Source organism: Exiguobacterium aurantiacum DSM 6208, assembly GCF_000702585.1.
Classification (GTDB): domain Bacteria; phylum Bacillota; class Bacilli; order Exiguobacteriales; family Exiguobacteriaceae; genus Exiguobacterium; species Exiguobacterium aurantiacum.
This window is the reverse complement of the sequence record NZ_JNIQ01000001.1, coordinates 1,689,662-1,702,525: the sequence shown is the minus strand read 5'-3', so window position 1 is coordinate 1,702,525 and position 12,864 is coordinate 1,689,662. Positions and strand designations below refer to the sequence as shown.

The following is a 12,864-nucleotide window of genomic DNA, read 5'->3' as shown; positions in this document are numbered from 1 at the left end:
CCGAGTTTTTGTTGGTCGCTCTGTCATTTTACTATATCATTAGGAGGATTACATACATACAAAAGGGGGACCATCGTTTGTCTTATTTGATTCTTTTCGCTGCTGTCTTCTTCTTGTCGACGAGCGTCCTCTTCGTCAAATGGACGTCCGCTCCGGCTGAGACGGCCGCTTTTTACCGCATGCTCTTCTCAAGCCTCATGTTGTTGCCGTTTCTCGACTATCGCTCGCTCATCTCGTTACGGACGAACACGCGGTACGCCATCGGGCTCAGCGGTATATTGCTCGCTTTCCACTTTTGGTTATGGTTTTTATCGCTCGACTATACGACCGTCGCCAGTTCAACGTTGTTCGTCACGTCGAGTCCAATCTTCGTGTTGATCGGGAACGCCCTGTTCTTTAAAAAACGACCTACCCCAAGAGGGCTCACGTTCGCACTCATCGCCGTTCTCGGCGGCATGCTCGTCGCGGCCGGCGATTTCCAGCTCGGTCGGGACGCGCTCATCGGTGACGCCCTCGCCTTGGCGGCCGCCATCTTGATTGCCGGCTATTGGCTCGTCGGTCAACACGTGCGGACCGAGATGAAGACGAACGACTATTCGTTTAGCGTCTACATCGTCGCAACGTTCGTCCTCGGTTTCATGTTGCTCGTCCGCGACACGACGTTCGTGGCTTTCGAAACGGTCAACTGGTGGTACTTTATCGCCCTCGCCTTTTTCCCGACGCTTCTCGGGCACAACTTGTTCAACTATGCGCTCGCCCGCGTGAGCGCGACCGTCGTCAGCATCACCATTCTCGGAGAAGCGCTCTGGGGGATGTTGTTTGGCTTCGTCTTCTTCGAAGAACGTCTCGGCCCGTTCCAATGGATCGGAGCGGCCGTCCTGCTCGGCGGGATTTATTTGTTCCTAAAAGAAGACGCCCGTTCAGCCAGAACGGACGCCGCTTCATAAATTGGTTGCTTGTTTGACTTCTTCTTCGGCCGGCCGGAATAAAAGTTTCCGGTCCCAAATCGCCATGCCGACCGCCGTCAAAAACGTCATGGCGTCAGCGATCGGGAAAGCGAGCCAGACGCCGAACACACCGAAGAACGACGGCAAGATGAAGACGAGCGGAATCGTGTAGAGCGTCTGCCGCGACAGCGACAAGAACATCGCCACTCGGGCTTTCCCGAGCGATTGGTAAATGCCGTTGACGAGCATTTGCACGCTCGGCAAGAACGAGACGGCGAACAAGACATGAATCGCCGTCACACCGCCGGCAATGAGCTGTTGGTCGGTCGTGAACATGCGCATGAGCGGGTTCGGGAACAGCTGGAGCGTCAGCCAAATCAAGACGGCGATGGCGAGTCCGGCTCGAAGCGCCGTCCAAATCGTCTCGCGCATCCGCTCGAACTGTCTCGCCCCATAGTTGTAGCCGACGATCGGCTGCATCCCTTGGACGATGCCCATGATCGGCATACCGACGAGCGCCATGAACTTATTGATGATCGCAAAGATGGCGAGCTCTTCGGTGCCGCCATACGTCCCGAGCATGACGTTGACACAAACGAATAAAATCGATTGGGACACCATCATGATGAACGAGGACGAACCGATGGCCATGATCTCTTTTAATTCGCCGACCCGCAACCGAAACTTCCGCCACTGGAAGTCGAGCGCGGTTCGGCGATTTTTTGAAAAGAAGAAGCGCAACATGAGAATCGAACCGACGACTTGAGCGAGCGCCGTCGACCAGGCTGCCCCGTAAATCCCCCATCCGAACGTGAAGATGAAGAGCGGCGTGGTGACCAAGTTGACGACGACCGTCGTCAACATGACTTTCATCTGGTACGGCGCCTGACCTTCAGCCCGCACCATCGCGCTCGCCGCAAGCGTGAACATGAAGAACGGGGAACTGATGAGCACGACCGATAAGTATTGTTGACTCAGTTCCATGATGGCTGACGTCGCCCCGAAGACGGTCAGAATCGAGTCGAGCATGAAAAAGGCAGAGCTGACCGCAAATGCGGCGAACACGCCGACTAAGACGAGGACGTTCATGAACGTGACGGCCGCACCGGCGTCGTCGCCTTTCCCGAGCTTCCGTGAGCTGATCGACGCGCCCCCTAACCCGACCGCACTCGAGACCGCCATCAAGATCATTTGAATCGGAAAGGCGATACCGATTGCCGCGACTGCTGACGCCCCGATGCCCCGTGCGACGAATATCGTATCGATGATGTTATAGAGCGCCGTCACGAGCATCCCGATCATCGCCGGGAGAGACAGTTTGAACAACAACCGTCCAATCGGCTCGGTCCGAAGCTGCTCTGTATTTTGATTCATCTTTCCATCCCCTCCATCTCTTATGCTAATAGGGTAGCAAGATTGAATGGAACGGTCGACTATGTTGTCTTACGGGATGTGTCAGCTCCCGCTTCGGACGAGCTCGCCTGCGGCCACTTTCCGTTTCCGCATAATATAATCAGTCGCGACCGGTTTGTCGACTTTGATGTTGACCGTCATCATCGCTTGATGTGCCGTCTCGATCGGTGTGCCTTCTTCATCCCATATCTCTTCGACACGCTGGGTGAAGCGAACGAAGCCTGGACCGAAAAACTCGACCTCTTCGCCGCGACGGAAATAGTTTCGCTGCTCAAGTGTCGCCATTTGCGTCGTCGGGTCGTACGCGATGACGCGTGCCGCGAACGCATATTGCGGGATGGCGCGCGGTTTTCCGAACAGTTGCTCGTTCTCCGTTGGCACGCCGTAATAAAATCCGGTCGCGAGTTCTCGTTGTGCCGCTTTCCAGATTTCTTCCTCCCACGCCGGATCGAACACGAACCCGGCAGGATCATCGCAATACGCGTCGATGACTTGACGATAGACGTTACAAACGGTCGCCACGTAGTGGATCGACTTCATCCGTCCTTCCACTTTCAAACTGTCGACACCGGCGTCGACAAGGTCAGGAATGTGGCGTACCATCGCCAAATCGACCGAACTCATCGAGAACGGTTCCTCGTCGCGTGCCGCCATCTCGTCGGTCAACAGCTCGTCCGCTTCAAAAAAGCCATATTTCCAGCGACACGACTGAGCGCAGCCGCCTCGGTTCGCATCGCGGAGCGCCATGTGGTTCGATAACGTGCAACGGCCCGAGTAGGAGATGCACATCGCCCCATGGACGAACGTCTCGATTTCGACGTCGACTTGCCGTTTCATCTCTTTGATCTCTTCCATCGATACTTCGCGCGCGAGGACGATCCGCTCTAGTCCTTCCTCTTGCCAAAAACGGAGCGTCTCATAGTTCGTCGCCGATGCCTGTGTCGACAAGTGCACCGGGAGACCCGGCGCGTCCGTGAGACAGACCTCAATCATGGCCGGATCGGAGACGATGACGGCATCGATGCCGATGTCACGAAGTTTACAAAAGAACTCGCCGGCTCCTTCGATGTCCCCTTCATGCGTCACCATGTTCGCGGCGACATATACTTTTGCCCCACGTTCATGAGCGAACGCGACTCCTTCGGCCATCTCTTCGTAACCGAAGTTACCGGCGCGGGAACGGAGTCCGAACTGTTGACCCCCGATAAAGACCGCATCGGCCCCATATAGAATGGCCATTTTTAATTTTTCTAAGTTCCCGGCTGGTGCTAATAATTCTGGACGTTTTCTCATCTCAGTTCCCTCACTTGATCTCTTCTGGATTTCGTAACAACAGTCCGGTCCCGAGCCGGAATTGTTCAGGTTGAAGTTCGGCAAGACGTCGTTCCATGACGTGACGATCGAACCGACCGTTTAATAGATCTGACCGGGCCTTGTCGAACAGGTGGACGATATCGACGAACGCCTCTCCTGCATGCCATCCTTCGAGTTTCCATGTGTGCAACCCGCCTTTTAAGAGCGTAGGCAGTTGACCCATGAGCGTCAAATCTTCAGAGAAGACGTGCGTTCCGTTCTCATCTTGATAGACGGGGTAGCGACTGTCGGCATCCGTCGGTTCGCTCACATAATACTCGCGCGCCTCGGCTGCCGGATTCGACCGCCCGATCTCATTGAAATAGTTCGTCAAGAGCGGGCGTTTCGAATGATGAATGCACGTCGGACCATACACTTGCACCTCGACCGGCAACCCAATCTGCTGTTGAATCATCCCGAGCTCGGTCAACGTCACTTCACGAGCCGCTACCGCCCCGATGGCGTCACGCTTGCCCCAAAACTGAATGTGACGCGCCGACGTGACGAGCGTTTGAGCGTCATACCAATAGGGGATATTGGCATTACGGATCATGCGGATTGCGCCCGGATCACCGGCCGTGACACTGTCGATTCCGATCGCCTTGAGTTCCTGTAAATAATCAGGCAACGTCTCGATTTGCTCGTTATGCATCAAATTATTGACGGCGACCGTCACTTCCTTGCCATATCGATGGGCGATGGCTGTGACTTCTCGCACAGCCGGGAGCGACCAGTCACCTTTGTGACGTAACCCGTATTTCGATTCTCCGATATAGAGGCGGTCGGAGCCCGCCATGATTAACGCCTCTGCTTGCTCGACGCTTTGTGCCGTAGTCACTAGCTGAATCATCATCTGGTTTCTTCTCCTCACTTTGTGAGTCTAATCACATATTCTTGCTATACTCTAGCATACGTTTCGATGTGGCGACCGGGCAGGAATTTAACAACTCGTGAAGAAATCAGTAACAATGTATGACTTTTTATTTCGAAGGAGTGGACGATTTTGACAAAAACCGCCTTAATCACTGGAGCCTCGACCGGAATCGGGCTCGACCTTGCCGTCTTGGCGGCACGGGACGGATTCGACTGTATTCTCGTTTCTCGCAATGAGCCCCGTTTGCACGAATTGAAAAAAGTACTCGAAAAAAGATATCGCGTCAACGTGCATGTCTTCGCCCTCGACTTGTCCGAACATAACGCCGCCACACGCCTGACAAGCGCCATCGAAGACGCCGGCCTGACCGTCGACTTTTTAATCAACAACGCCGGGTTCGGCACCGCGGGAGAGTTTATCGACCTTGATCCGGAAGTCGAGGCCGAACAGGTCCGCTTGAACGTGAACGCGTTGACTGAATTGACGAAAGCCTATTTGCCGGACATGGTCCGCCGCAACTATGGGTATGTGTTAAACGTTGCTTCGGTCGCGGCGTTCCAACCTGGCCCTTATATGGCGGTCTATTACGCGACGAAAGCGTACGTCCTCTCTCTCACCGAAGCGCTGCATGCCGAAGTGAAAGATACAGGCGTCCACGTCAGCGTCCTCTGTCCCGGACCGACCGACACGGGGTTCTTCAACCGGGCCGGCAGCGAGATGATGGTCTCGAAGATGCCATCGCACCTCGTCGCCTTCTTCGGCTACAAAGGCGTCATGAACAACAAGCGCGTCGTCATTCCAGGCGTATCGAATCAGCTGCTCGTCGCTGCTGCGAAACTGATGCCGCGCGCGATCAGCCTTGAGATTTTACGACGTTTCCAAAAACCGACCGACGCAGCGGTCGAACAAGTACCGACCCCATAAAAAAAACGTAAAGCGCACAACCGTTGCGCTTTACGTTTTTTTATGTCTCGCGTGACAACCGATACATCCGGACGAGGAAGACGCCGGCCGGGATCAAGAGCATGAACGCCGTCGACAAGGCGATCGACCAGGCGATCACCGCTTCGGCCGTCACACGTTCTGACGTCAATGCGGGGACGAGCTCAATATTTTGAACGGATAAGACGATCATGAGCGCCGGCCAGACACTTGACGCGAGCACGCCGACCATCGCATAGCGCGTCCGCAAGTATCGACGCACGATGAAAAAGATGTGGAGCCCCATGAACAACAGTCCGATAAACAAAAACATCCCGATTTCGACTAGATTGATGTATTCACCCACGACCGATCACCTCGCCCTTTTCATTCATTTACCCTTCGTCCCGCACAAATATGCGGACGAACAACTCACGTAAGACGATCAAGAAGAAAACGTTGCCGATTCCGTGTGCGAGATCAAACGGCACACTTAAGACGAGCAAGTTCAAAAAATCAGTGCCGATCACTTCCGCGTACGACAAGTTCGTCGTCCAACCGAATAAAAAACCTGAGCCGAGGCCGACGAGGCCAAGGAGGACTATAGACCGCCTCAACAAGGGACGCAACACGACGACGACCGTCACGACGAGCAACCATCCGAGAAACTGATACAACACGAACGGTCCAAGTCCGAGCAACAGGCCGGACAACACCGGGACGAACAACGCGAGCATCGCCGCACTCGTCCATCCGAAGTAAAGCGCGGTCATCATGATGAGCGCCGTCGTCGGCTGTACGTTCGGGATGGCGACGAACAACCAGCGCCCGATTACCGCTACGGCGAGCAACTGGGTCAACACCGCGATCGGTGTCTTCGTCCGTTCAAATTTTGACATGAGCAGATATGCCGTCAAGACAGCGACGATGAAAGTGACCATACCATACTCCGTTCTAAAAACAGTTCATACGTGCCATCAAACACGACCCTGCCGTTCGACAAGGCGACGATCCGGTCAGCGGCAGCGAGTATCGCCGCGTCGTGGGTCGCACAGATGAGACACGCTGTTCGGCTTTTCTCGACCAAGGCGTTGAGGAAACCCGCTCGCTCCTGGTCGGTCAGGCCGACGGTCGGCTCATCGAGAAGAAAGAGCGGGGCTTCAGAAACGAGCACCGCCTTCAACTGCTCGACACGTCGCTTCGGTGCTTCCGGGAACGGTCCGTATTCTTCTTCGGGCGGAAGATAGACGGGACGCGACGACAGCTTCAGTTTCCCTTGAAGCGGTCTTACGCTTTTCGCCATCAGTTCAAGAAGCGTCGACTTGCCGCTGCCATTCGAACCGATGAACGCTGTCAAACCCGGGCCGTCCGACGCGAACGTGACGTGTTCGACGGCATAGACCGGTTGCAGCGGGTGACGATAGGAGACGTCGCGAACGTCGATCGTACCTTCCCCCCGCGACGAGATGACCGAAAACGAAGGGGGCGTCCCCGTCTCCCGGGCCCGCTCGGTATAAGCGATTTTTACGTTGAGCTTTGCAAGCCGCTCTAACAACATCGTCAAATGTTCCCGTCGATAGCGATCGAGATGACGGAACGGTTCGAACAGCACAAGCGCTTGCGGTCGATTCGTCAACGCATGGGCAATGCGGACGAGTTGCCGCTCTCCGCTCGAACACTCATCAAAACGTTTGTTCATCAAGTGATCGATTTGGAGCAGCGCTACGACTTCGGACCCCTGGAGTGCATCGTCTCCGATGACGAGCGAGGCGACCCGTCCGGCGAGCGGCTCATCGAGTCGCACGGCTTTCGCTCCGACCGATGCCATCCACTCCTCAACGTCTCGTGTATCCTCGGATGATAACCAGTGCATCTCGCATCCCTCCTTTCGTCAAATATGGATAGAGGAGCCATAGCAGCGGCCAACCTCCGTACGTCGCCCCGAAACAGCCGGTCAAGACGGCGAGCGGGACGAGGTCATGCTGTTCGAATCGCCGTGACCGCGGGACGCGGTAGACCGGTTCTTGACGCTGACTGTCAATGCCGACGACGATCGCCTCTTGCCAATCGTTACGCGCATGGCTCTTCATGGACAAACGGATGGCCCGTTCCATCGTCGGGATGAGCGCCCACGCCCCGAACAGCAGCTGCGTCGACCGCGGCCACCCGGCAAGGAGCGGCAAAAACCGATCCAGTTTCAAAAAACGGCTCACCCATACCATCCCGAACAAGAACGTCGCCAATTGGACGAGTTGACGAATAATCCGATTGAACGAGACGTCCCAACCGATTAACATCGGCGCCATTGAAATGACCAAAAACGCCAACAGTACACCGGTCAATCCGAGCGGGAATCTGCGCTCGAGAACGAGGAGGCCGACCAACCCGATGAGCAGCCAAACCGACCCGTTCATATACACGAGGACATACAAGTGGGCGATGAGAAAGAAAAGGAGCGTGACAGGATGTCTGCGCTCCCAATCAGCCTCATTCGAAGAAAGAAATTGCATCTTCTTCAAACCGCCATTGAATGATATCTTCTGACTCGACTTCTTTCGCGCCGGCCCCTTCGTCCCCTGGGCTGCCGTTAAAGGCGTACACCCAACCTGACGACTGACCGGCCGATTTTTCTTCAACGCCGTCGATTGCCGTGACGTACGTCATATCCCCGCTGCCCACCGACTCGATGTCCAACTCCGTCGCTTGCAAGGCGTCAAGGACCGTGGCACCTGCTTCAAGACAGACGCTCTTTTCGTGGAACAGCGTCTCTTCTGTCGCCGCATTGTAGACGGAGACGGTCGGTTCGACGGCACAGTCGCCGTCCGTGCCGGTCGATGTCGAATCAGCACAGCCTGTCAGAAGTGGAATGAGTAAACTGAACGTGAGTAATCGCTTCATTGGTCTGTCAAATCCTCTCGTTGGTGAATGGAATAGTTATATAAAATGATGTAGCGTTCCCCGGTCGGCCGATTCTCTCGGGTAAGACCTGACAGCTGGATGCTGTTGGCGAGCACCGGGTCACGCTGGAGCCAGAACTTGACGATCCGGCCCTCTCGATTGATCATGAGCATCACCTCGTTCTCATACGTATACATGTCATACAATCCGTCAAACGACAGTTGGATGAGCGGTGCGTTCACTCGGTCGGCGAAGTCTTCCCACGCCGTGTCCTGAACAGCGCTCAACACACGTTCAAAATCGACGAGCTTCTCAAAGAACGCCCGACCCGATTCTTTATTCAACTCATCGACTTGCTGATAAGACAGTTCGCCGGTCTCATCATACGTGATCCGGATTTGTTGGAACGAACTGCTCCGCTCGACGAGCAACAAATACTCGAGTGATTGCAATTCTCCGTCACGCGTGAGCACCATCTTGCTCCGATCTAGCTTGATCGCCTCACCGTTGACACGGCGCATAATATGGTTCGTCATCCGGTCGAATGATTCGTCTTGGATCGAGACCGCCCCGATCTGTTGAGACTCGGCCCGGAACCCCGATTGGTCGAACAGCGGGACGAACAGCAGCACGATGAAAAAGAAGAACCCGACGAGAGCACCGTACCATTTATAACGGCTGTTCCGTTTCGGGAAAAATAAAAAAGAAAGTAAAAAACCAATCGGGATATGAAACCCGCCGATGGGGAACGAGACGATGCCGAGCAATGAATAAAATAAAAACTTCAAGAAAAACCGAGGTTCCGGTTCTTTTAACTGGTTCAATCGTACACCGAGCAACACGCTGATGACGATAAAACCGAGCCAGACGTAAAGTTGTATGGTCACATCAATCCCCCACTGTGAATTCATAGAAGTCGACTGCTACTTGGCTATTCGGAAAAGCGGCCTCCACTTCTGCCGCAAACTCCGATTCCCGGCCTTGATACCGCGCCGAGATGTGTGTGACGATCAATTGACCGACGCGAGCCGCCACCGCGAGCGAGGCAGCCTCGATCGTCGTCGAATGTCCGTATTGGCGGGCAAGCTTCGACTCGGCGCCCATGAACGTCGCCTCATGGACGAGTACGTCCGCGTCACGCGCGAGCAGTTCGGCGTTGGCACATGGCACCGTGTCACCGAGCACGGCGACGACCGCGCCTCGGACCGGTTCTGTGACGTATTCTTTAGCGTTGTACGTTTTCCCTTCAAACTCGAACGTTTCAACCTGTTTGATTTGACCGTAAATCGGTCCGTTCGGGATACCGAGCGCCCTCACTTTGTCGACGAGGAGCGTCCCTGGGCGAATCGGTGCCTCGATTCGAAACCCGTACGACGGAAAACGGTGTTCGAGTTTTTTCACCGTGACGCGATGGCCGTCTTGGAGAAATTCGTCTCCGTCCTTATACTCGATGATCGTCAATGGATACCCTAAATAAGACCCGGTCACCTTGAGCGTCACGTCGAGCCATTGCTTGATGCCTTTCGGACCATAGAGCGTGAGCGGTTCCGTCCCGGCAAGCGCCGAGCGGGTCGACAAGAATCCCGGCAATCCAAAGACGTGGTCGCCGTGAAGGTGGGTGACCCAGACGGCCGACACTTTGCGCGGTTTCAGCGACGTATGCAACATTTGGTGTTGGGTCGCCTCCCCACAATCGATCAGCCACGTCTGTTTCGGCAACGTCAGCGCAAGGCCGGAAACGTTGCGCTGTTTCGACGGCATACCAGAGCCAGTTCCTAAAAAATGTAACTTCATAAATAATATTGTCCTTTCTTGTAGACCATTCCATGCTATACTTGACGTAATCGTTGAAAAAGGATGTGATCCGTGATGAACAAAGTTGACCATTCCGACACTTTATATAAAGTGATCCGTGAACGAGCGACTTCCTTAAATCGCAAACACCAACAAGAAGAAGGCACCTCGATCCGAATTCACGACATAGCGCAAGAACTCCACTGTACCGACGAACTCGTTCTCGAGTCATTGGAATTCGCCGCCTGAAAGCATGAACACATACGAAGAGCCGACGTGACGTCGGCTCTTTTTTTATGGCTTGTTCGGTGTGGCGACGTGCTTGACGATCTCGACGACGTACTCCACGATCTTATACAGTTCAACGAGTGGCATCCGTTCGTTCGTCGTATGAATCTCTTCATAGCCGACGCCCAAGTTGACGGTCGGAATGCCGCCTCCGGCGATGACGTTCGCGTCAGATCCGCCGCCCGAGTGAAGGATGCGCGTCGGACGACCGATCGAAGCGGCAGCCGCTTTTGCGACCTCGACGACCTCGTCGCCTTCTTCGAACTTGAAACCTGGGTACATGATGTCGATCTCGACTTCGGCACGTCCCCCTAGTGCAGCCGCCGTCTCGACGTACGCTTGTTTCATCGCTTCCGCTTGAGCTTCCATCTTGTCGTGAAGAAGAGAGCGCGCCTCGGCGAGCACCTCGACGTAATCACAGACGATATTCGTCGCGCGTCCCCCTTCGAAACGGCCGATGTTCGCTGTCGTCTCGTCGTCGATGCGCCCGAGTTTCATCTTGGCGATCGCTTTCGCTGCGATTTGGATAGCCGAGACACCTTTTTCCGGTGCGACGCCGGCGTGGGCTGTTTTCCCATAAATTTTTGCGTTCACTTTCGCTTGGGTTGGAGCCGCCACAATAATATCGCCGACCGGTCCGTCCGAATCGAGTGCGAAACCGAATTTCGCCTCGATTTTTGAGAGGTCGAGCACTTTGGCACCGACGAGTCCTGACTCTTCACCGACCGTGATGACGAATTGGATTTGACCGTGCGGGATCATCTCTTCTTTCAAGACGCGCACGAGTTCGATCATCGCTGTGAGCCCGGTCTTGTCATCCGCTCCAAGGATCGTTGTCCCGTCCGTGACGACATAGCCGTCCTTGATGCTCGTTTTGATGCCTTTCCCTGGCGTGACCGTGTCCATGTGGGCCGTGAAATAGATCGGGTCCACGCCTTCTTTCGTCGCTGGCAAAGTGACGATCAAGTTGTTCCCCGCATGACTCGTCTTCGACGACGCGTCATCTTCATATACGTCACAACCGAGGTCAGTGAACACGGCTTTCAAATGCTCACAGATGACCGCTTCTTCTTTCGTCTCTGAATCGATGCCGACCAATCCTAAAAAGGTGTCGAGCACCCGTGTCTCGTTTACCATACAAACATCCCTCCATCCAAACATTTCTTGGTCATTATACCAAACTCATGACGTTTGCACGAACGTTTTCCATTCTGTACAATGGGGACAAACACGTTATGGAGGATCGTCATGAGAAACAAACAAAAGAAACGACAACGCATCATTCAGATCGGCGTTGTCGTCATCGTATCAATCTTTTTGCTCAGCACGGTGTTGTCGAGCATGGCCATGTTCTTTTAAGAGCAGAATGTAACGCTCTTTTAAAATCAAGTAGCTTTTTACGTCTGACAAAATGTTCAACAGCGACGAACGTACCTCAAATTCCTCACGTGACGTGGGGAGAGGTACGTTTTTTCGATAGTGCTCGATCGTCGCTTCTAGCTCCCGCAGGAACGCAGAAGCGTCAGCCCGCTCGTTGACGTTGTCTCCGACGAGCCGAAGGAACGTCGCGACCGGTTTCGCCTCATCGACGACGAGCGTGATCTCGCGGGCGTTGTCGACGATTCGTTTCAAAATGTCGTATTGCCGTTCGCGCATCCGGAAGTATAAGTAGTCCATATCTTCATTTCGTTTGCCGATCGAATTGCCCATCCGCCGAAGTGCGAGGTCTTTCCCTTGCTTCAAGTAATCGCGTGTCTTCAATAGCATCATCGCATGGTCGTTGTAGATCCCGGTCTCGACACAGGCGGCGATGTCATAGAAATAAACGGCGAGCGCCCGATCGATGTTGTCTTTGATGCGCTCGATTTCTTTGTCGAGCGTCGGCATATACATGTTGACGACTAGACCGACCCCGACCCCGATCGCGATCAACAACAGTTCGTTGATGAACAAGTTAATCGAGAATCGGCCTTCCGTGTACAGATGGGTCAAGATGACGACGCTCGTGATCATCCCGTCCTGCAGTTTGAGCTGTTGTACGAGCGGGATAAACATGACAAAATAAAGTGTAAGCGTGGCTGGTGAATAGCCGAGCAGTGTGAACATGAGCGCTCCCATCCCGATGGCGAGCAGACTCGCCATGACTCGTTCATAAGACGCACGGAAGGACTTCTTCCTCGTCTCTTGAATACTGAGAATGGCGATGATCGCCGCGAACACGTAGTAGTCGAGATGAATCGTCTCGGCGATGAGCATCGCGATGCCGGCGGCGACCGCCGTCTTTAGCGTGCGTGACCCGATTTTCATAGCAATCCCCCTTCTCTCTTACAAAATTGTTGACTAGAATTTCCCGTTTGGCAATCCTTATGTTTGGAA

Annotated in this window: 14 protein-coding genes; 2 read left to right on the top strand and 12 right to left on the bottom strand. The window is 54.4% G+C overall.

The annotated features are described in order from the left end of the window. Nucleotides 1–77 precede the first annotated feature (77 nt). Nucleotides 78–947, top strand: a complete 870-nt coding sequence (locus tag P398_RS0108960) for a DMT family transporter (RefSeq protein WP_029334829.1) — start codon at nt 78–80, stop codon at nt 945–947. Here P398_RS0108960 and P398_RS0108955 read toward each other — a convergent pair. The 3 genes from P398_RS0108955 to P398_RS0108945 form a co-directional block, all read right to left on the bottom strand. Then, nucleotides 942–2,321 carry an MATE family efflux transporter gene (locus P398_RS0108955; RefSeq protein WP_029334828.1) on the bottom strand — a complete coding sequence of 460 codons (1,380 nt, stop codon included), beginning with the start codon at nt 2,319–2,321 and terminating at the stop codon, nt 942–944. The two genes, P398_RS0108960 and P398_RS0108955, sit on opposite strands and share 6 nt — an antisense overlap. 81 nt (nt 2,322–2,402) lie before the next feature. Continuing rightward, a complete protein-coding gene (locus P398_RS0108950; protein ID WP_034799097.1) occupies nt 2,403–3,653 on the bottom strand; it encodes a peptidase U32 family protein in 1,251 nt (416 codons plus the stop codon). Between the two features lie 10 nt (nt 3,654–3,663). Further along, complete coding sequence (locus tag P398_RS0108945) at nt 3,664–4,566, bottom strand: peptidase U32 family protein (RefSeq protein ID WP_081828294.1); 903 nt, start codon at nt 4,564–4,566, stop codon at nt 3,664–3,666. A 150-nt stretch (nt 4,567–4,716) separates the two neighbouring features. Here P398_RS0108945 and P398_RS0108940 point away from each other — a divergent pair, with 150 nt between their 5' ends. Further along, nucleotides 4,717–5,511, top strand: coding sequence for an SDR family NAD(P)-dependent oxidoreductase (locus P398_RS0108940; protein WP_228619535.1), 795 nt, complete (start codon nt 4,717–4,719; stop codon nt 5,509–5,511). 40 nt (nt 5,512–5,551) lie between these two features. Here P398_RS0108940 and P398_RS0108935 read toward each other — a convergent pair whose 3' ends face one another. From P398_RS0108935 to P398_RS0108890, 9 genes are all read right to left on the bottom strand, one after another. After that, on the bottom strand, nt 5,552–5,875 hold the full coding sequence (locus tag P398_RS0108935; protein WP_029334824.1) for a hypothetical protein: 324 nt from the start codon (nt 5,873–5,875) through the stop codon (nt 5,552–5,554). Between the two features lie 28 nt (nt 5,876–5,903). Then, nucleotides 5,904–6,449 carry a hypothetical protein gene (locus P398_RS0108930; protein WP_029334823.1) on the bottom strand — a complete coding sequence of 182 codons (546 nt, stop codon included), beginning with the start codon at nt 6,447–6,449 and terminating at the stop codon, nt 5,904–5,906. Continuing rightward, on the bottom strand, nt 6,422–7,381 hold the full coding sequence (locus P398_RS0108925; protein ID WP_029334822.1) for an ATP-binding cassette domain-containing protein: 960 nt from the start codon (nt 7,379–7,381) through the stop codon (nt 6,422–6,424). Before P398_RS0108925 ends, P398_RS0108930 begins: the two co-directional genes overlap by 28 nt. Further along, a complete protein-coding gene (locus tag P398_RS0108920) occupies nt 7,344–8,018 on the bottom strand; it encodes a hypothetical protein (RefSeq protein ID WP_029334821.1) in 675 nt (224 codons plus the stop codon). The genes P398_RS0108925 and P398_RS0108920 overlap by 38 nt, the downstream gene beginning before the upstream one ends. Beyond that, nucleotides 7,996–8,406 carry a DUF4430 domain-containing protein gene (locus P398_RS0108915; protein WP_029334820.1) on the bottom strand — a complete coding sequence of 137 codons (411 nt, stop codon included), beginning with the start codon at nt 8,404–8,406 and terminating at the stop codon, nt 7,996–7,998. The genes P398_RS0108920 and P398_RS0108915 overlap by 23 nt, the downstream gene beginning before the upstream one ends. After that, complete coding sequence (locus tag P398_RS0108910) at nt 8,403–9,317, bottom strand: hypothetical protein (RefSeq protein WP_147287402.1); 915 nt, start codon at nt 9,315–9,317, stop codon at nt 8,403–8,405. Before P398_RS0108910 ends, P398_RS0108915 begins: the two co-directional genes overlap by 4 nt. Further along, a complete protein-coding gene (gene rnz, locus P398_RS0108905) occupies nt 9,295–10,200 on the bottom strand; it encodes a ribonuclease Z (protein ID WP_029334819.1) in 906 nt (301 codons plus the stop codon). The genes P398_RS0108910 and rnz overlap by 23 nt, the downstream gene beginning before the upstream one ends. A 294-nt stretch (nt 10,201–10,494) precedes the next feature. Then, nucleotides 10,495–11,625, bottom strand: a complete 1,131-nt coding sequence (locus tag P398_RS0108895) for a M20/M25/M40 family metallo-hydrolase (RefSeq protein ID WP_029334818.1) — start codon at nt 11,623–11,625, stop codon at nt 10,495–10,497. A 171-nt stretch (nt 11,626–11,796) separates the two neighbouring features. Beyond that, a complete protein-coding gene (locus P398_RS0108890) occupies nt 11,797–12,795 on the bottom strand; it encodes an aromatic acid exporter family protein (RefSeq protein ID WP_029334817.1) in 999 nt (332 codons plus the stop codon). Between the last annotated feature and the right edge of the window lie 69 nt (nt 12,796–12,864).

Excerpts from the sequence above, each read along its gene's own strand:
- P398_RS0108955 (WP_029334828.1), bottom strand. The coding sequence starts at position 2,321 with ATGAATCAAAATACAGAGCAGCTTCGGACCGAGCCGATTGGACGGTTG.
- P398_RS0108950 (WP_034799097.1), bottom strand. The coding sequence starts at position 3,653 with ATGAGAAAACGTCCAGAATTATTAGCACCAGCCGGGAACTTAGAAAAA.
- P398_RS0108945 (WP_081828294.1), bottom strand. The coding sequence starts at position 4,566 with ATGATGATTCAGCTAGTGACTACGGCACAAAGCGTCGAGCAAGCAGAG.
- P398_RS0108930 (WP_029334823.1), bottom strand. The coding sequence starts at position 6,449 with ATGGTCACTTTCATCGTCGCTGTCTTGACGGCATATCTGCTCATGTCA.
- P398_RS0108925 (WP_029334822.1), bottom strand. The coding sequence starts at position 7,381 with ATGCACTGGTTATCATCCGAGGATACACGAGACGTTGAGGAGTGGATG.
- P398_RS0108920 (WP_029334821.1), bottom strand. The coding sequence starts at position 8,018 with ATGCAATTTCTTTCTTCGAATGAGGCTGATTGGGAGCGCAGACATCCT.
- P398_RS0108915 (WP_029334820.1), bottom strand. The coding sequence starts at position 8,406 with ATGAAGCGATTACTCACGTTCAGTTTACTCATTCCACTTCTGACAGGC.
- P398_RS0108910 (WP_147287402.1), bottom strand. The coding sequence starts at position 9,317 with ATGAATTCACAGTGGGGGATTGATGTGACCATACAACTTTACGTCTGG.
- rnz (WP_029334819.1), bottom strand. The coding sequence starts at position 10,200 with ATGAAGTTACATTTTTTAGGAACTGGCTCTGGTATGCCGTCGAAACAG.
- P398_RS0108895 (WP_029334818.1), bottom strand. The coding sequence starts at position 11,625 with ATGGTAAACGAGACACGGGTGCTCGACACCTTTTTAGGATTGGTCGGC.
- P398_RS0108890 (WP_029334817.1), bottom strand. The coding sequence starts at position 12,795 with ATGAAAATCGGGTCACGCACGCTAAAGACGGCGGTCGCCGCCGGCATC.